This is a genomic window from Xanthomonas sp. GW (genome assembly GCF_014236815.1).
GTDB lineage: Bacteria > Pseudomonadota > Gammaproteobacteria > Xanthomonadales > Xanthomonadaceae > Xanthomonas_A.
Genome location: NZ_CP051189.1, coordinates 3,653,150 through 3,671,382, shown reverse-complemented (window position 1 = coordinate 3,671,382; position 18,233 = coordinate 3,653,150). Strand labels below are relative to the sequence as shown.

The 18,233-nt window shown below is 66.3% G+C and carries 14 protein-coding genes and 1 tRNA gene; 9 read left to right on the top strand and 6 right to left on the bottom strand.

Annotated elements, in window-relative coordinates; genetic code table 11:
- Positions 1-123: 123 nt before the first annotated feature.
- Positions 124-552 (bottom strand): acyl-CoA thioesterase, encoded by a 429-nt coding sequence (locus HEP73_RS15655; protein ID WP_185820679.1) that lies wholly within the window; start codon positions 550-552, stop codon positions 124-126.
- On the bottom strand, positions 549-3,515 hold the full coding sequence (gene uvrA / locus HEP73_RS15650) for an excinuclease ABC subunit UvrA (protein WP_185820678.1): 2,967 nt from the start codon (positions 3,513-3,515) through the stop codon (positions 549-551). Before uvrA ends, HEP73_RS15655 begins: the two co-directional genes overlap by 4 nt.
- 293 nt (positions 3,516-3,808) lie before the next feature.
- Here uvrA and rplU point away from each other — a divergent pair, with 293 nt between their 5' ends.
- The 3 genes from rplU to cgtA all read left to right on the top strand — a co-directional run bounded on the left by rplU (position 3,809) and on the right by cgtA (position 5,706).
- Positions 3,809-4,129, top strand: coding sequence for a 50S ribosomal protein L21 (gene rplU, locus HEP73_RS15645; RefSeq protein WP_003468913.1), 321 nt, complete (start codon positions 3,809-3,811; stop codon positions 4,127-4,129).
- Between the two features lie 12 nt (positions 4,130-4,141).
- Entirely contained in the window at positions 4,142-4,417 is a 276-nt protein-coding gene (gene rpmA, locus HEP73_RS15640; protein ID WP_003479072.1) for a 50S ribosomal protein L27, read from the top strand.
- 215 nt (positions 4,418-4,632) lie between these two features.
- Complete coding sequence (gene cgtA, locus HEP73_RS15635; RefSeq protein ID WP_185820677.1) at positions 4,633-5,706, top strand: Obg family GTPase CgtA; 1,074 nt, start codon at positions 4,633-4,635, stop codon at positions 5,704-5,706.
- Between the two features lie 124 nt (positions 5,707-5,830).
- Here cgtA and rpsT read toward each other — a convergent pair whose 3' ends face one another.
- Positions 5,831-6,103, bottom strand: a complete 273-nt coding sequence (rpsT, locus tag HEP73_RS15630; protein ID WP_003469619.1) for a 30S ribosomal protein S20 — start codon at positions 6,101-6,103, stop codon at positions 5,831-5,833.
- A gap of 116 nt (positions 6,104-6,219) precedes the next feature.
- Here rpsT and murJ point away from each other — a divergent pair, with 116 nt between their 5' ends.
- The 6 genes from murJ to HEP73_RS15600 all read left to right on the top strand — a co-directional run bounded on the left by murJ (position 6,220) and on the right by HEP73_RS15600 (position 13,594).
- Positions 6,220-7,812, top strand: a complete 1,593-nt coding sequence (gene murJ, locus HEP73_RS15625) for a murein biosynthesis integral membrane protein MurJ (RefSeq protein WP_185823448.1) — start codon at positions 6,220-6,222, stop codon at positions 7,810-7,812.
- Positions 7,813-8,081: 269 nt separating this feature from the next.
- A complete protein-coding gene (locus tag HEP73_RS15620; RefSeq protein WP_185820676.1) occupies positions 8,082-9,080 on the top strand; it encodes a bifunctional riboflavin kinase/FAD synthetase in 999 nt (332 codons plus the stop codon).
- Positions 9,081-9,086: 6 nt separating this feature from the next.
- On the top strand, positions 9,087-11,918 hold the full coding sequence (gene ileS, locus HEP73_RS15615) for an isoleucine--tRNA ligase (RefSeq protein ID WP_185820675.1): 2,832 nt from the start codon (positions 9,087-9,089) through the stop codon (positions 11,916-11,918).
- Positions 11,919-12,021: 103 nt separating this feature from the next.
- Complete coding sequence (gene lspA / locus HEP73_RS15610) at positions 12,022-12,525, top strand: signal peptidase II (RefSeq protein ID WP_185813509.1); 504 nt, start codon at positions 12,022-12,024, stop codon at positions 12,523-12,525.
- Positions 12,526-12,532: 7 nt separating this feature from the next.
- A complete protein-coding gene (ispH, locus tag HEP73_RS15605) occupies positions 12,533-13,483 on the top strand; it encodes a 4-hydroxy-3-methylbut-2-enyl diphosphate reductase (protein ID WP_185820674.1) in 951 nt (316 codons plus the stop codon).
- A gap of 35 nt (positions 13,484-13,518) precedes the next feature.
- Positions 13,519-13,594 (top strand) — tRNA-Thr (locus HEP73_RS15600).
- Positions 13,595-13,729: 135 nt separating this feature from the next.
- On the opposite strand, the gene HEP73_RS22650 is transcribed toward HEP73_RS15600, so the two are convergent.
- The 3 genes from HEP73_RS22650 to HEP73_RS15580 form a co-directional block, all read right to left on the bottom strand.
- Complete coding sequence (locus HEP73_RS22650) at positions 13,730-15,700, bottom strand: XVIPCD domain-containing protein (RefSeq protein ID WP_255423520.1); 1,971 nt, start codon at positions 15,698-15,700, stop codon at positions 13,730-13,732.
- Positions 15,701-15,715: 15 nt separating this feature from the next.
- Entirely contained in the window at positions 15,716-16,228 is a 513-nt protein-coding gene (locus tag HEP73_RS15585) for a hypothetical protein (RefSeq protein ID WP_185820673.1), read from the bottom strand.
- Between the two features lie 258 nt (positions 16,229-16,486).
- Complete coding sequence (locus HEP73_RS15580) at positions 16,487-18,220, bottom strand: M61 family metallopeptidase (protein WP_185820672.1); 1,734 nt, start codon at positions 18,218-18,220, stop codon at positions 16,487-16,489.
- Positions 18,221-18,233 lie beyond the last annotated feature (13 nt).

Sequence of the window (18,233 nt, the reverse complement as noted above, 5' to 3'; positions counted from 1 at the left end):
AAGGGCGGGGATTCGGGATTGGGGATTTGGGATTCGCAAAAGCGATCTTGTGTGGCTCTGCCAATCCCGAATTCCGGCTTTCCACAGCCAAACGGCTGGTCATCCCCAATCCCGGCTTTTCAATCAGCCGCAGGCCGCGCGAATCTCGTCCGGCAGCGGCGCGCTCTTGCCGGTTTCGGTGTCGATCCACACCACCACCACGTTGCCGTCCGAGTGCAGCACGCTGTCGTCCTTCTGGTCGACGATGCGGTGGCCGACGGTGATGCTGCTGCTGCCCATGCGCTCGACGAACAGTTCCACCACGATGTCGTTCGGCCACACGATCGGGCGCCGGTAGTTGACGTTGGTCGCGGCCACCACCGGGGCGATGCGGTTGCGCATCGAGAAGCCTTCCACCTGCAGCAGCCAGCGCACGCGCGCTTCTTCCAGGTAGGAGATGTACTTGGCGTTGTTGACGTGGCCCATGCTGTCCATGTCGCGCCAGCGCACGCTGATCGGTACGCGTGCCAGCGGCTTGTGCGAGGGGGAGGAATCGGCGGGGGATGCGCTCATCGTGCGGCCTTCTTGGTCGTGGTCTTCTTGGCCGCCTTCTTGGCGGCGGCCTTCTCGGCTTTGCTCTTGCGCGGCGGCAGCGCGTCGGGCTTGTTGGCCATCGCCGCCGGTTTGGTCGGCTTGGCCACGGTGCCGGCGGGCAGCAGCTTGGCCAGGAAGTGGCCGGTGTAGGAATCCGGATGCGCGGCGATGTCCTCCGGGGTGCCGGTGGCGAGGATGGTGCCGCCGCGATGGCCGCCTTCCGGACCCAGGTCCACCACCCAGTCCGCGGTCTTGATCACGTCCAGGTTGTGTTCGATCACGACCACGGTGTTGCCTTCGTCGCGCAGCTTGTGCAGCACGCCCAGCAGCGCCTCGATGTCGTGGAAGTGCAGGCCGGTGGTCGGCTCGTCGAGGATGTACAGGGTGCGGCCGGTATCGCGGCGCGACAGTTCCTTGGACAGCTTCACCCGCTGCGCTTCGCCGCCGGACAGGGTGGTCGCGCTCTGCCCGAGCTTGATGTAGCTCAGGCCGACATCGACCAGCGTCTCCAGCTTGCGCGCGATGGTCGGCACCGGCTCGAACAGCCGCAGCGCGTCCTCCACGGTCATCTGCAGCACGTCGTTGATGTTGAAGCCCTTGTACAGGATCTCCAGCGTCTCGCGGTTGTAGCGCTTGCCGTGGCACACGTCGCAGGGCACGTACACGTCGGGCAGGAAGTGCATCTCGACCTTGATCAGGCCGTCGCCCTGGCACGCCTCGCAGCGGCCGCCGCGCACGTTGAAGCTGAAACGGCCCGGCGAATAGCCGCGCGCACGCGATTCGGGCACCTGCGCGAACAGCTCGCGCAACGGCGTGAACAGGCCGGTGTAGGTGGCCGGGTTGGAGCGCGGGGTGCGCCCGATCGGCGACTGGTCGATGTCCACCACCTTGTCGAACAGGTCCAGGTGTTCGATCTCGCGGTACGGCGCCACCGTATGCGAGGCGCCGTTGATCTCGTTGGCGGCCAGGGTGAACAAGGTGTCGTTGATCAGCGTCGACTTGCCCGAGCCGGACACGCCGGTGACGCAGGTCAGCAGCCCGGCCGGGATGTCCAGGTCCACGTTCTTGAGGTTGTTGCCGGTGGCCCCGCGCAGGTGCAGGGTCATTTTCGGATTGGCCTTGTGCCGCTTGGCCGGGATCTCGATGCGGCGCTTGCCGGACAGGTACTGGCCGGTCAGCGAGCGCGGCGCCTTCAGCAGGTCCGCCACCGTGCCCTGGCCGACGATCTCGCCGCCGTGCACGCCGGCGCCGGGGCCGATGTCCAGCACGTAGTCGGCCAGGCGGATCGCGTCCTCGTCGTGTTCGACCACGATCACCGTGTTGCCCAGGTCGCGCAGCCGCGTCAGCGTGCCGAGCAGGCGCTCGTTGTCGCGCTGGTGCAGGCCGATCGACGGTTCGTCGAGCACGTACATGACCCCGACCAGGCCGGCGCCGATCTGGCTGGCCAGGCGGATGCGCTGCGCCTCGCCACCGGACAGGGTGTCGGCCTTGCGTTCCAGGGTCAGGTAATCCAGGCCGACATCGACCAGGAAGCCAAGCCGCTCGGCGATCTCCTTGACGATCTTGCTGGCGATCTCGCCGCGCCAGCCGGGCAGGTCGAGCTGGCGGAAGAAGTTCAGCGCGTCGTCGATCGGCAGCACCACCAGGTCCGGCAGCGGGCGGTCGGCGACGAACACGTTGCGCGCGGCCTTGTTCAGGCGCGCGCCCTTGCAGTCCGGGCACGGCCGCTGGCTGATGTACTTGGCCAGTTCCTCGCGCACCGCCGGCGATTCGGTCTCGCGGTAGCGGCGTTCCAGGTTGGGGATGATGCCTTCGAAGCGATGCTTGCGCTGGCTGCGGCCGCCGGCATCGGTGAAGTAGGTGAAGGTGATGGTCTCGTCGCCGCTGCCGTACAGCACCGCCTGGCGCACGCTCGCCGGCAGCGACTGCCACGGCGCGTCCACGTCGAACTTGTAGTGCTTGGCCAGCGAGGCGATCAGCTGGAAGTAGTAGGCGTTGCGCCGGTCCCAGCCGCGCACCGCGCCGGCCGACAGCGACAGCTCCGGATGCACCACCACCCGCTCGGGATCGAAGAACTCGGCCACGCCCAGGCCGTCGCAGCTCGGGCAGGCGCCCATCGGCGCGTTGAACGAGAACAGCCGCGGCTCCAGCTCCGGCAGCGAGTAGTCGCAGACCGGGCAGCTGTACTTGGAGGAGAACAGGTGCGGCGCGGCCGCGGTGTCGTCCAGCGACTGCACCGAGACCATGCCGTCGGCCAGTTTCAGCGCGGTCTCGAAGCTCTCGGCCAGGCGCTGCTTGATGTCCTCGCGCGGGCGGAAGCGGTCGATCACCGCCTCGATGGTGTGCTTCTGGCGCAGCGCCAGCGCCGGCACCGCGTCGATCTCGTACAGCTCGCCGTCCACGCGCACGCGCACGAAGCCCTGCGCGCGCAGTTGCTCGAACACCTGCGCATGCTCGCCCTTGCGGTCGCGGATCACCGGCGCCAGCAGCATGTAGCGCTGCTCCGGGTCCAGGCCCAGGATGTGGTCCACCATCTGGCTGACCGTCTGCGCCTCCAGCGGATAGCCGTGGTCGGGGCAGCGCGGCTGGCCGACGCGCGCGTACAGCAGGCGCAGGTAGTCGTAGATCTCGGTGATGGTGCCGACCGTGGAGCGCGGGTTGTGCGAGGTCGACTTCTGCTCGATCGCGATCGCTGGCGACAGGCCTTCGATGTGGTCGATGTCGGGCTTTTCCATCACGCTGAGGAACTGCCGCGCGTACGCCGACAGCGACTCCACGTAGCGGCGCTGGCCTTCGGCGTAGATGGTGTCGAACGCCAGCGACGACTTGCCCGAGCCGGACAGGCCGGTGATCACGATCAGCTTGTCGCGCGGCAGGTCGAGGTCGAGGTTCTTGAGGTTGTGCGTCCGCGCGCCGCGGATGCGGATGAAATCCATCGCCATGAGGGGTCCGTGTTGTGCCGGCCGGGCGTCAGCCAGGGCCAGCGTGGGGGCGGAGAGGGGACGGCAATCGATCAGCGTACCCAGCTTGTCAGGTGGGGGCAATTGCCGGATTTGCCAGGATTCGGGGGCTGCCGCGGCTGGCCGGTTCAGCCAATCGTGACCGGGCGCCGGGACCGCGCCCGCGCCGGGGTGGGGACTTGACCCTAACCCGCTGAAGCCATTACAATTCCGCTCCTGTCTGCCCGAAGAGGCACGGCAGGGGCGACCACAATAACTACAGAGGAAGTCTGGTCATGTACGCAGTACTGGTAACTGGCGGTAAGCAATACCGCGTCGCGCAGGGCGAAACGCTCCGCGTGGAAAAGCTCGAAGTCGAAGCCGGCAACGAGATCAAGTTCGACAACATCCTGATGCTGGGCGACAGCGACGGCATCAAGCTCGGTGACGCGCTGAACGGCGCCACCGTCACTGCGAAGGTCGTGGCCCATGGCCGTGCCGACAAGGTGCGCATCATCAAGTTCCGCCGCCGCAAGCACCACATGAAGCGTCAGGGACATCGTCAGCATTACACCGAAATCGAGATCACCGGCATTGCCGGTGGCGAAAAGAAGTAAGGAGCAGCAGTCATGGCACATAAAAAAGGCGTAGGTTCCTCGCGCAACGGCCGCGACTCCAACCCGAAATACCTGGGCGTGAAGATCTTCGGCGGCCAGGCGATCGAGGCGGGCAACATCATCGTGCGTCAGCGCGGCACCCAGTTCCACCCGGGTTCGGGCGTCGGCCTGGGCCGCGACCACACCCTGTTCGCGCTGGTGAACGGCAAGGTCGAGTTCTCGGTGAAGGGCGCCAAGAAGCGTCGCACCGTGAGCGTGGTGACCGAAGCGGCTACCGCCGAGGCGTAAGCGTTTCGCCTCCAGGGCCTGCGCCACGGCGCGGGCTTGCTGACGAAAGCCCCGCTTCGGCGGGGTTTTTTGTTAGAGGGCCGGGATGGCGGGATTGGGGATTGGGGATTCGCAACGGCGGATCGCTTCAAGTCCTCGCCGTCACCTCGGTTTATCGGGGCCGCTAAACTGCGGTGGCCGGTTTTTTTCCAATCCCGAATCCCGAATCCCAAATTATGAAGTTGGTAGACGAAGCAGAAATCCAGGTCAGTGCCGGCAATGGCGGCAACGGCTGCATCGGCTTCCGCCGCGAGAAGTTCATCCCGCTGGGCGGGCCGGACGGCGGCGATGGCGGCAACGGCGGCAGCGTGTGGCTGGTCGCCGACGAGAACCTCAATACCCTGGTCGATTTCCGCCACCAGCGCGCGTTCCGTGCGCAGCGCGGCGAGAACGGCATGGGCCGGCAGATGTACGGCAAGGCCGGCGAAGATCTGGTCATCACCGTGCCGGTCGGCACCGTGGTGATCAACGTCGATACCGACGAGACCATCGGCGACCTGGTCGCGCACGGCGACAAGCTGCTGGTCGCGCAGGGCGGCAAGGGCGGCCTGGGCAACATGCATTTCAAGAGCTCGGTGACGCGCGCGCCGCGCAAGGCGACGCCGGGCGAGGAGGGCGAGGAGCGTGCACTGAAGCTGGAGCTGAAGCTGCTCGCCGACGTCGGTTTGCTGGGCTTCCCCAATGCCGGCAAGAGCACCTTCATCCGCGCCGTGTCGGCGGCCACGCCGAAGGTCGCCGACTATCCGTTCACCACGCTGTATCCGAACCTGGGCGTGGTCAGCGTCGAGGCCTACCGCAGCTTCGTGATCGCCGACATTCCTGGCCTGATCGAGGGCGCGGCCGACGGCGCCGGGCTGGGTGCGCAGTTCCTGCGCCATCTGCAGCGCACGCGTCTGCTGCTGCACCTGGTGGATCTGGCACCGATGGAAGGCGGCGTGGATGGCGTGTCGCCGACCGAGCAGGTGCGGGCGATCGAGCGCGAACTGGAAAAGCACGATCCGGAGCTGCTGGCCAAGCCACGCTGGCTGGTGCTGAACAAGGCCGACCTGCTGTTCGAGGACGAGGCGCGCACGCTGGCCGAGCAGGTCGTCGCCGAACTCGGCTGGACCCAGCCGTGGTACCTGGTGTCGGCGCTGGGCCGCGACGGCACCTGGCCGATCATGAAGGACGTGATGGCGTTCTTCGACCGCCAGCGCGAGGATGCGCTGGAAGCGGCCGCCAATGCTGCTCCCGCCGCCGATGCGCTCTGAGCGCGGCGGCCGGTCCGGCGTGCGGTTGTCGCCAGCGGATCGCACGCACACGAAAAACCCGGCCGAGGCCGGGCTTTTTCGTAGTGCCGGAAGCGCGGGCGCTTCCGGCAACGACCGCAGCCGGTTAGGCGGCGGTCTTGATCGCCTTGATGCGGGCGGTCAGGCGGCTCTTGTGGCGCGCAGCCTTGTTCTTGTGGATCAGACCGCGCGAGCTGAAACGGTCGAGGATCGGCTGGGCAACGGCGAAAGCGGCTTCGGCGCCGGCGGCGTCGTTGGCGTCCAGGGCCTTGATGACCTTCTTGACGGCGGTGCGCAGCATCGAACGCTGAGCCGTGTTGCGCGCGTTGCGCACGACGGTCTGCTTGGCGCGCTTCTTGGCGGACTTGATATTGGCCACGGTGGTGGTTTCCTGGAAAGCTGTGTGGTGGATAAAAACAAGCGGGAGAGTATGAAGGTTCTAAACAACTGCGTCAAGCCAATTGTCAAGAGGGTCGCTGCATGAGCACGCCGCGCATGCTCCGCGGGCTACTCTCGTTCAGCAGCATGACCATGGTCTCGCGCGTGCTGGGGCTGGTACGCGATCAGGCTATCACCATTTCGTTCGGCGCCAACGCGACCACCGACGCTTTCTGGGTCGCGTTCCGCATTCCGAACTTCCTGCGCCGGCTATTTGCGGAGGGCTCGTTCGCCACGGCGTTCGTGCCGGTGTTCACCGAGGTCAAGGAAACCCGGCCGCACGCCGACCTGCGCGCGCTGATGTCGCGGGTGTCCGGCACCCTGGGCGGGATCCTGCTGCTGGTCACCGCGTTGGGGCTGATCTTCACCCCGCAGGTTGCGCTGCTGTTCAACCCCGGCTCCAGCGACGATCCGGCCAAGTTCGGGCTGATCGTCGATCTGCTACGGCTGACCTTCCCGTTCCTGCTGTTCGTGTCGCTGACCGCGTTGGCCGGCGGCGCCTTGAACAGCTTCAACCGCTTCGGCCTGCCGGCGCTGACCCCGGTGATCCTCAACCTGTGCATGATCGCCGGCGCGCTGTGGCTGGCGCCGAAGCTGGAGGTGCCGATCCTGGCGATGGGCTGGGCGGTGCTGGTCGCCGGGCTGCTGCAGCTGCTGTTCCAGCTGCCGGCGCTGCGCGGCATCGACCTGCTGACCCTGCCGCGCTGGGGCTGGAGTCACCCGGACGTGCGCCGGGTGCTGACGCTGATGGTGCCGACCCTGTTTGGCTCCTCGATCGCGCAGATCAACCTGTTGCTGGACACGGTGATCGCCTCGTTCCTGTTCGCCGGCTCGCAGAGCTGGCTGTCGCAGGCCGACCGCTTCCTGGAGCTGCCGCTGGGCGTGTTCGGCGTGGCGCTGGGCACGGTGATCCTGCCGGCGCTGTCGCGGCACCACGTCAAGACCGACCATGCCGGCTTCTCCAACGCCCTGGACTGGGGTCTGCGCACCACGCTGCTGATCGCGGTGCCGGCGATGCTGGGGCTGATGCTGCTGAGCCAGCCGCTGGTGGCCACGCTGTTCCAATATGGCAAGTTCACCGCGTTCGACACGCGCATGGCGGCGATGTCGGTGTTCGGGCTGAGCTTCGGCCTGCCCGCGTTCGCGCTGCTGAAGGTGCTACTGCCGGCGTTCTACTCGCGCCAGGACACGCGCACCCCGGTGCGCGCCGGCGTGGTCGCGCTGGTCGCCAACATGGTGCTGAACCTGCTGTTCCTGGCGATCCTGTACCACCTGTGGGTGCCGGCCGAGCTGCGCGCGCAGGGCGTGCGCGCGGCGCTGGCGGCGGTGCCGGGCCTGCACCTGGCGCTGGGCCTGGCCAGCGCGGTGGCCAGCTACATCAACCTGTCGCTGCTGTGGCGCTGGCTGCGCCGCGCCGAGGTGTACCGGCCGCGCCCAGGCTGGGCCGGCTACCTGCTGCGGTTGGGCGTGGCCTGCGCGGCGATGGCCGCGGTGCTGGGGCTGGGCCTGTACTGGCTACCGGGGTTCACCACGATGGACAAGTGGCACCGCATCGGCAGCCTGCTGGCGCTGGTATGTGGTGGTGGGCTGGTGTATCTGCTGGCGTTGCTGGCGCTGGGGTTCCGGCCGCGGGATCTGCGCGAGCACTAAGGGCCGGGATTGGGGATTCGGGATTGGGGATTCGCAAGTGCGGCACTTGCGCTTTCTGTAGGAGGGCTTCAGGCCCCGATGCTCTACCGGTAAGGCGTCGGGGCTGAAGCCCCTCCTACAGAAGAGCGGAGCTTGCCCGCCCCGGGCCGATCGCTTGGCGCGGGTTCCTCCGGCGGCCCTGCTGTCCCGGGTCTTGCCGCACCCCGCTATACTCGACGGTTACGCATCATCGGCCGGCGCACTCCAGCGTCGGCGCTTCGGACCGAGGAATGAGCAGGCTGTTTAGAGACGTCGAGGGCGGGACTTTGTTCCCGCAGGGAAGCGTGGTCTGCATCGGCGCCTTCGATGGCCTGCATCTGGGCCACCGTGCGCTGGTGCGCCATGCGCTGGCGCGTGCCCGCGCGCTGGGCGTGCCGGCGGTGGCGTTGAGCTTCGAGCCGCTGCCGCGCGAGTTCTTTGCGCCGGCCGCGCCGCCGCCGCGGCTGACCCTGGCGCGGGCCAAGGTCGAAGGCCTGCAGCAGCTCGGCGTGGACAGCGTGGGCCTGCTGCGCTTCGACCGGCGCCTGTCGTCGATGAGCGCGCAGGACTTCGTGCAGCGCACCCTGGTCGATCGGCTGCAGGCGCGCGAGGTGTGGATCGGCCCGGCGTTCCGTTTCGGCCACAAGCGCGGCGGCGACATCGCGCTGCTGCGCGAGATGGGCGCGCAACTTGGCTTTTGCGCCGGCGAGATCGAGCCGGTGCACCTGCGCGAAGAACGCATCTCCAGCACCCGCATCCGCGAACTGCTGGTGGCTGGCGAATTCGCCCACGCCGCCGACCTGCTCGGCCGCCCGTACGCGATCGACGGCCGCGTGGTGCGCGGCAAGCAGCTCGGGCGCACCCTCGGCTATCCCACCGCCAACCTGCGCTTCCCGCGCACGCCGGCGCTGTCGGGCATCTACGCGACCTGGGTGCACGGGGTGACCGAGCAGCCGTGGCCGTCGGTGTCCAGCTTCGGCACGCGGCCGACGGTGCAGGGCGTGGAGCCGCTGCTGGAAGCGCATCTGTTCGATTTCCACGGCGACCTGTACGGGCGCCACATTTCTGTGGAATTCGTCGCCAAGTTGCGCGACGAAGAAAAATTTTCCGATCTGCCGGCGCTGACCGAACAGATGCATCGCGACGCCGCGCTGGCCCGGCGCCTGCTCGCGTCCGGGCAGCCACCCGCACTGCCGCTCGCACAAGCCCGCGCTTCCGTGCGCGGACTCTCCAATGAAGACAACCGGTAAATCCCCGTGACCCAGGACTACAAAGCCACCCTCAATCTGCCGGCGACGGACTTCCCGATGCGCGGCGATCTGCCCAAGCGCGAGCCGGACACGCTGGCCCGCTGGGAGAGCGAGGGGCTGTACGCGCAGCTGCGCGACAACGCCCAGGGCCGGCCGCTGTTCGTGCTGCACGACGGCCCGCCGTACGCCAACGGCGCGATCCATCTCGGCCACGCGGTCAACAAGATCCTCAAGGACATCATCGTCAAGTCCAAGTATCTGGCCGGCTTCGATGCGCCCTACATCCCGGGCTGGGACTGCCATGGCCTGCCGATCGAGATCGCGATCGAGAAGAAATACGGCAAGGTCGGGGTCAAGCTGGATGCGGCGCAGTTCCGGCAGAAATGCCGCGAATACGCCAACGAGCAGATCGACATCCAGCGCCGCGATTTCAAGCGCCTGGGCGTGATCGGCGACTGGGACAACCCGTACCGCACGCTCGACTTCCATTTCGAAGCCAACGAGATGCGCGCGCTGGCGCGGATCGTCGACAACGGCCACCTGACCCGCGGCGTGAAGCCGGTGCACTGGTGCTTCGATTGCGGCTCGGCGCTGGCCGAGGCGGAGATCGAATACGCCGACAAGCAGTCGCCGACCGTGGACGTGGCCTACACCGCGCGCGACGGCGCGGCGCTGGCGGCCGCGTTCGGCGTCGACCTGCCGGAAGATGTCGAAGTCGCGGTGCCGATCTGGACCACCACGCCGTGGACGCTGCCGGCCTCGCTGGCAGTGTCGCTGGGGCCGGAACTGAGCTACGCCCTGGTCGAAGGCCCGGCGCACGACGGCCGCCGCCGCTGGCTGGTGCTGGCCGATGCGCTGGCCGAGCGCGCGCTGCAGCGCTACGGCGTGACCGAGGTGGTGGTGCATGGCCGCGTCGCTGGTGCGGCGCTGGAGAACCAACTGCTGGCGCATCCGTTCTATGACGAGCGCGACATCCCGCTGATCCTGGGCGACCACGTCTCCGACGAGGACGGCACCGGTGCGGTGCACACCGCGCCCGGGCACGGCCAGGAAGACTATGTGGCGGCCAAGCAGTACGGCCTGATCGAGCGCTATACCGCCGCGCAGATCAATCCGATCGACGGCCGCGGCGTGTATCTGCCTTCGACCCCGCCGGCCGACGGCGTGGTGCTGGCCGGGCTGCACATCTGGAAGGCCAACGACACCATCGCCGAGGTACTCGCCGCGCGCGGTGCGCTGCTGGCGCACGCGAGCATGGTCCACAGCTACCCGCACTGCTGGCGGCACAAGACCCCGATCGCGTTCCGCGCCACCCCGCAGTGGTTCATCTCGATGGAGCAGGCCAACCTGCGCGCCGATGCGCTGAAGGCGATCGAGGGTGTGCACTGGTATCCGTCCTGGGGCCAGGCGCGCATCGCCGGCATGGTCGCCGGGCGCCCGGACTGGACCATCTCCCGGCAGCGCACCTGGGGCGTGCCGATCGCGCTGTTCGTGCACCGCGAGACCGGCGAGCCGCATCCGCGCAGCACCGAGCTGATGCGCCAGGTCGCCGACCGCGTCGAGGAGAGCGGGGTGGACGTGTGGTACACGCTCGACGCCGCCGAACTGCTCGGCGACGAAGCCGCCGACTACGACAAGATCACCGACATCCTCGACGTGTGGTTCGATTCGGGCGTGACCCACGAGGCGGTGCTGGCCGAGCGCGGCATTCCCAAGCCGGCCGACCTGTACCTGGAAGGCTCGGACCAGCATCGCGGCTGGTTCCAGTCCTCGCTGCTGACCGGCGTGGCGCTGGACCAGGCGGCGCCGTACCGGCAGTGCCTGACCCACGGCTTCACCGTGGACGAGCACGGCCGCAAGATGTCCAAGTCGCTGGGCAACGGCATCGAGCCGCAGGACATCATGAAGACGCTGGGCGCGGACATCCTGCGCCTGTGGATCGCTTCCAGCGACTACAGCAACGAGATGTCGCTGTCGCAGGAGATCCTCAAGCGCAACTCCGACGCCTACCGGCGCCTGCGCAACACCGCGCGCTTCCTGCTCGGCAACCTGCACGGCTTCAACCCGGCCGCGCACCTGCGCACCTTGCCGGAGCTGGTGGCGCTGGACCGCTGGATCGTGCATCGCGCCTACGAGGTGCAGGAGCAGATCAAGACCGCCTACGCGCGCTACGACTTCGCCGCGATCGTGCAGGCGCTGCTGAACTTCTGCAGCGTGGACCTGGGTTCGTTGTACCTGGACGTGACCAAGGACCGGCTGTACACCATGCCGGAGGACTCGCACGGCCGGCGTTCGGCGCAGAGCGCGATGTTCCATGTCGCCGAAGCGTTCGTGCGCTGGATCGCGCCGATCATGAGCTTCACCGCCGACGAACTGTGGGGCTACCTGCCCGGCGCGCACGTCGGCAACGTGCTGTTCGCGACCTGGTACGAAGGCCTGGCGCCGCTGCCGGAAGATGCGCCGCTGAGCGCGGCCGATTTCGATCAACTGCTGGCGCTGCGCGAGCAGGTGGCCAAGGTACTGGAGCCGATGCGCGGCAACGGCGTGATCGGCGCGGCGCTGGAGGCGGAGATCACCGTCGCCGCCGACGCGGCCACCGCCGCCAGGCTGCAGCCGCTGCAGGAGGAATTGCGCTTCCTGTTCATCAGCGGCGACGTGGTGGTGCGCGAGGCCAGCACCGACGAGATCTTCGTCAGCGCCCAGGCCACCGCCAAGCAGAAGTGCGTGCGCTGCTGGCACCACCGCGCCGATGTGGGCGTGGATCCGGCGCACCCGGAACTGTGCGGCCGCTGCGTCGGCAACATCGACGGACCGGGCGAGGAGCGCACCTGGTTCTGATCCGTTCCTGCGCGGCGGCGGCGATGCCTTCGCCGCCGCCGCCGTGGCGCACGCCGCGTCGCTGTCTTTCATACCCACCCTTCGCCCAAGGCGGACCCCGCGCATGACCGTACGACCCAAACCCTCCGCGCTGATCTGGCTGCTGCTGTCCGCGCTGGTGATCGGCCTGGACCAGTGGAGCAAGGCCTGGGTGCTGTCCAGCCTGCCCGAGTTCACCGCGGTGCCGGTGATCGACGGCTTCTGGAACTGGTACCGCACCTACAACACCGGCGCTGCGTTCAGTTTCCTGAGCCAGGCCGGCGGCTGGCAGCTGTGGTTCTTTACCGCGCTGGCGGTGGGCATCAGCGGCCTGCTGGCCTGGTGGCTGGCGCGCACCCCGCGCGGCGACTGGCGCAGCGCCATGCCTTACGCCCTGGTCATCGGCGGCGCGATCGGCAACGTCATCGACCGGCTGATGCACGGCCACGTGGTCGATTTCATCCAGTGGTACGTGGGCGACCACTACTGGCCCTCGTTCAACATCGCCGACTCGGCGATCGTCGCCGGCGCCGTGGGCATCGCCCTGTTCGGCGTGTTCGACGGCAAGTCGAAGCGAAAAGCGGGATAATTGGGCCATGGACGTCCTGCTCGCCAATCCCCGTGGTTTCTGCGCCGGCGTCGACCGTGCGATCGAGATCGTCAAACGCGCCATCGAGACCCTGGGCGCGCCGATCTACGTGCGCCACGAGGTGGTGCACAACCGCTTCGTGGTCGACGACCTAAAGCAGCGCGGCGCGATCTTCGTCGAGGAACTGGACGAGGTGCCCGACGGCAACACGGTCATCTTCAGCGCCCACGGCGTGTCCCAGGCGGTGCGCCAGGAGGCCGAGCGGCGCGGGCTGAAAGTGTTCGACGCGACCTGCCCGCTGGTCACCAAGGTCCATTTCGAAGTGGCCCGGCACTGCCGCGCCGGCCGCGACGTGGTGCTGATCGGCCACGCCGGCCACCCGGAAGTGGAGGGCACGATGGGCCAGTGGAACCGCGAACGCGGCGCCGGGCGCATCTATCTGGTCGAGGACATCGAGCAGGTTGCCACCCTGGACATCCAGCAGCCGGAAAACCTGGCCTACACCACCCAGACCACGCTGTCGGTGGACGACACCCGCGGCATCATCGACGCGCTGCGCGAGCGCTACCCGGCGATGCAGGGGCCGAAGAACGACGACATCTGCTATGCCACCCAGAACCGCCAGGACGCAGTGCGCGACCTGGCCAGGCAGTGCGACCTGGTGCTGGTGGTCGGCTCGCCGAACAGCTCCAATTCCAACCGGCTCAGCGAGCTGGCACGACGCGACGGGGTGGAGTCCTACCTGATCGACGGCGCCGAGGAGATCGACCCGGCCTGGATCGCCGGCAAGCGCCGCATCGGCCTGACCGCCGGCGCCTCCGCGCCGCAGGTACTGGTGGATGGGGTCATCGCGCGGCTGCGCGAGCTGGGCGCCGACGGCGTCGGCGAACTGGCCGGCGAACCGGAGTCAATGGTGTTCGCCCTGCCCAAGGAACTGCGCCTGCGCCTGGTCAATTGACCGGCGGCCGGCGCCCCCCTAGAATTGGCGGTTCAGCCGGAATAGCTCAGTTGGTAGAGCGGCGCATTCGTAATGCGTAGGTCGTAGGTTCGATTCCTATTTCCGGCACCAGATGCAGCGAAAAACCCTGGCCTTGGTCGGGGTTTTTTGTTGGCATTGTTCGAGTTTGGTTTCAAGAATTGATGAGTCGGGAGCGAGTTGGCTGCTGCTGAGTGTGCTCACATTTTTCACATTGCCTGAGTCTGTTCACGCCATTTTCGGCCCGCTCTTGCTTGGATCATCCGGACCGCGATCATGCGCTTGCGCGAGTTCTTGCAAACGGGACTGCTCCTGCATATCGCGAGTCTGATTGGCAGCCAGGTATTGTTGTTGTGCCGATGCGGCCAGCGCCTCGCTCGTCGGCATTTGAGCTCGGTTGGCGTAGGGATCGGGCGATGCTCCAGGGCCGGAACGCATGACGAACATGGTTTCGCCTGCCGATTGCGTCGCTGTAGGCAAGTTCAAAGCAACCGCCACTTTGTCATCGGGTTTGAATCCCGCCTCCACCGCCATCTTGTATGCGCTGGCGACCATTCGGTCACTGAGCTCGTTCCAAGGCTTGTTGGCCCTTTCATCGAGTCCGGCGACTGATGAGCGCAATTGCTCCACCATGGCGGCATCTTCGGGCCTTGGGCCGGAGGGTGCGAGTCCGCTATCCTTTTGCGGAGCTGCCTGAGAACGTGCGTCGCCGCCGCCAGCTCCGCTCAGCGTGATCCCCAGCTGGCCGCTCTGGAAATTCTCGATCACCGCCGGTTCCCGCAGCGCCTGATCGGTGGCCAACGTGTCGGTGACCGAGAGGTTGTTGCTTTCGAGGGTGTAGATGAAGCGCCCATCTTCGCTGCGGTAGGTATTGGCGGGATCGGAGTCCGAGTGCCTGCCGCCCGTCAGTTGCTGCCCGCCCCAGCGCACTTCGCCCATGCCGTCGCTGTCCATCACGGTATCACCGGCCCCGATCACGTAGGTGTCGCGGCCTTCGCCACCTTCCATTCGGTCGCGGCCCTGTCCGCCGATCAGGATGTCGTCGCCACGGTGGGAGCGCAAAGTGTCGTTACCGCCTTCGCCGATAAGCAGATCATTACTTGCGATTTCAGTATTGCCTTGCATCCTGCGAGAGTCGAGGACAGCAGCATGATTCTGGTCGCTATCTTCGAGAGTGGCATTGCGCTGTTCTCGGCGTACGGCATTCTGAGTTCGATTGTTGCCTGGGTGGTTGCGATCCACCGTGGCAGCATCTTGCAGATCGCGGTTGGGATCGAGATAGATACGTCCTGCATTGAAATTCGCGTCAGTAAGCCTATCCGCCATATCGGGATGTTGTTGTCGCAAATTTTGGAGTAGCGCAGCGCGGGCTGGTGCAAGCGCATCGGCAATCGTCGATACGCTACTGTACTCGTTGACCAGTGCTGGATAGTCTCTATTTGCCTCCGAAATCCGGTTTCGGCGAGCTTCTTCGCCTTCGACAGTGACGCCAAACTCGCGCTCGACACGATCAACCTCATCGCGATGTAGCTGAAATGCGCGGTAAACGTCGTGAGCCTGGTCTGGCGTGACATTGCCCGGATCATCGTATAGGCCAAACACCTCCGCTTCTGCGAAGCGTCGTTTGCGAAGACCGCCTTCGTTGGAGTCTTGATTTGGATACTGGTGATCGAGGCGATCGCTTCCCCAGCAGTTATAACGCATCTGGAACCAAGCCTCAGCGCGGTCTCCAGCGCGGATCGCCCCCATCACTGGGTGTTCCGGTACATTGCTTTGGGGGTTGCCGGTAAGATTCGCTGCGCCGCGATTGTAGGCCAGCGATACCATGGCCACTCTCTCGTCCGATAGCGGCATATTGAGGCTGGTGGCCGGCGCTTCATACTCCGCCATGGATGCACGTAGTAGACGGTCTGACTCTTCTCCGTTGAGTTGTCGCGTAAGCGTCACTCCGATGCGAGTCTTATCAGCGCGAGGCGCCGCATCGACAGTGGCCAGCGTTTGCCATTGTTCCGGCGTCAGGTCAATTCCAGCTGCGCGCCAAATTTCGACGTTGTTGCTTCGGTTGAGGGTGTACCCCCAACCAATAGTGGCTCTGTTATCGCCTATGTCTTGCGCGTGGCCATGCAGACCTTCCGCACCAACGATGACCATCCGTAACTTGCGGTCGTACTCGGTCTGATCGAGTTCCCTGTACTCCATGTCAACCTCCAGCGGCTATTGAGAGCCAGAGCCACAACTCCGTGAGGCTTCACCTTCCTTGGCTGGGGGTGACTTCTTGGAGTCCTTCGTAAGTACGTCGTTTGCAGCGATTACGTCGATATCAGTGCCGCCACGCTTTATGTCGTCCGCTACTTTCCAGTGCAGCGTATTGCCCTGTTGCTCTGCCCGGACCAAGACGATGGCTTGATTGCGTATGCTCTCGACAGCTAGGACGGCTGTATTACCCACTACCGTTCCGACAACGCTCCCCTCGTCGGTCTGCCGTAGGTTGACGAGTGCGCCACCAAAGTCGCCACAGATGCGGTCGCCGTCCTGCACGAGCGTAACGTTGAAACCACCGCAATCAAGTTGTGGATTTGTTTTGTCACACCACTTCACCGACCATGCGCCGTTGAAGTCGGCTTTTGCAGCTTGCGCGCTTGGGCTGGACGTACAAGCAGCCAAGCCAGCGCACGAGGCCAGTAGAAAGCTCGCCAGTGTGCCGCCCGTGGATCTTCGGATTGCCATGTGGTTCTCCCACCCTTTGTCATACGACTGGCAGTCTAGCCAAAGATGGATTCTGCTCCTACTTTTCCAGGCTAGGAATTTTCCTACTGTGACGTCAGAAAACGTCTCGATTGGTGACGTGAGCCGCAAAAAATGCACCGTCCCGGGATTTTGGGAGACTCCGATTTTTGAGAAGTTTGGCCATGAGCAAGATGAAGTATTCGCCGGACCATCGGCTGGAATTGCGTCAGGCGTATGGCCGGGGAGGGAGCGTGTTGGTCATTGCGCGTGCGAGGTGGAGGGCAGCGAACAGGTCGAGTCCGATACACCTTGCCTGCGCTTCCACTGCCATGTCGCCACGGTTTCGCCGCGCGGCTTGTACGAGACGGTCAATGGCTTGTCATCGCGCAACAGCTGTAGGGTGAGGATGCCGTCCTGTTCGCCCTGCAGTTGATCCTGGCCGACCGGGCGGGTGATTTCGTCGCCGTTGTGCACGCCGGCCTTGGCGGCGGCCGAGCCGGGGATCAGGTCGCGGACGATGCGTGGGGATTCGGTCAGCACCGCGGGGGCGAAGCCGAGTTGGTAGCGGCGCATCGGTTGCGAGATGCGTTCGAAGCAGGGGCCGAAGGCGTCGCTGGCCGGTAGTGGTGCAGCGCCGTCGAGCATGGCGTGCAGCTGGCGCACCGCGTCTTCGCCGAGGTTGTCGCGCAGCAGCGCTTCCCAGTCGGCGATGCCGAGCGGCTTGTCGCCTTGTCGGCGGTGCAGCATCGCCAGGATCAGATCGTCCAGCGATTTGCGGCCGCCGCTCGCTTTGCGCATCGCGTCGTCCACGGTGACGAAATACAGGAAGCCGCGATCGTAGGGCAGGGTGCGGATGCGGGTGTCCTGCCAGAACCGCGTGGCCACGTCGCCATTGGGCGCGTTGCCGAGGAGGTTGGTGTAATAGCGGGCGGCGGTGTAGTTGAGGTCCTTCAGGAACGCGTCGGCGTCGATCATGCCGTAGCGGAACGGCAGGCGCGCCTGATAGAACACCGCGGTGCCTTCGTTGAACCAGGCTTCGCTCAGGCTTTCGCCGTCGTACTGCGAACTCATGTGCGGCTGGAAGGTGTGGAACATCTCGTGGGCGAGGGTCAGTTCGAGCTGTTGCGGGTCGTTGCCGCGGTCGTCGTCGTAGGTGACGACGAAGGAGTTGTACATGCCCATGCCGCCGCCGGGGTTGACCCGGTTGCGGCGCAGGAACACGCCGTAGGGCGTGGCCGGCACGGCGAAGAACGCCTGGTAGTGCTGGCGCAGTTGCCGGGTCCAGGCCAGCAGTTTTTCCGCGTCGAACGGGGTGTGGCCCTGCCAGGCGGAGAAGAAGCCGGTAGCGTCGGGCGCGGGCGGGTACAGGCCGATCTTGCCGGCCATGAAGTAGCTGCTGTCCAGCGCTTCCATGTCCACGTCATGGGCGTTGCGGTCCTGCAGGCTGCTCACGGCATGCGCGCCTGCGCCCAGCGCGGACAGGTCCCATTTTAGGGCGATGTCGTGGCGGCCGCTGGGCGGATGCAGCAGGAAGGTGGCGCCGGCGCCGGAGAAGGCGCCTTCCTCGCTGCGCAGTTCGATCGGCGGCGCGGCGCCGCGTGCGGCCAGCGCTTCGGTCATCGCCGCGCGATAAGAGAAACGCAGGGTGCCGGCGACAGCGCGATCGGCGTACCACTCGCGCTGCCGGGTCGGGCCTTCGCCCTGGTCGCGATAGCGCAACTGCACGGCGCCGCGGTCGTCGCGTGCGGCCAGCTCGCCGACGCTGGCGGCGATGGTGGGCACGTTGCTGGTCACGTGCGGCATCGCCAGCACGGTGGTGCCGGCCGGCGTGGCCGGCAGCGGGATGGCTTCGTCCACCAGCAGCGCCTCGATCCTGCTGCCGGCGGCGTCCGCTTGCGCGTGGATGGTGATCGCGTAGGGCGCGTCGGTCGCGGCCATGGCTGGAGACGCGGCCGCGGCGAGGGCCAGGAACAGGCGGAGGTGGCGTGGCATCTTCATCGGCAAG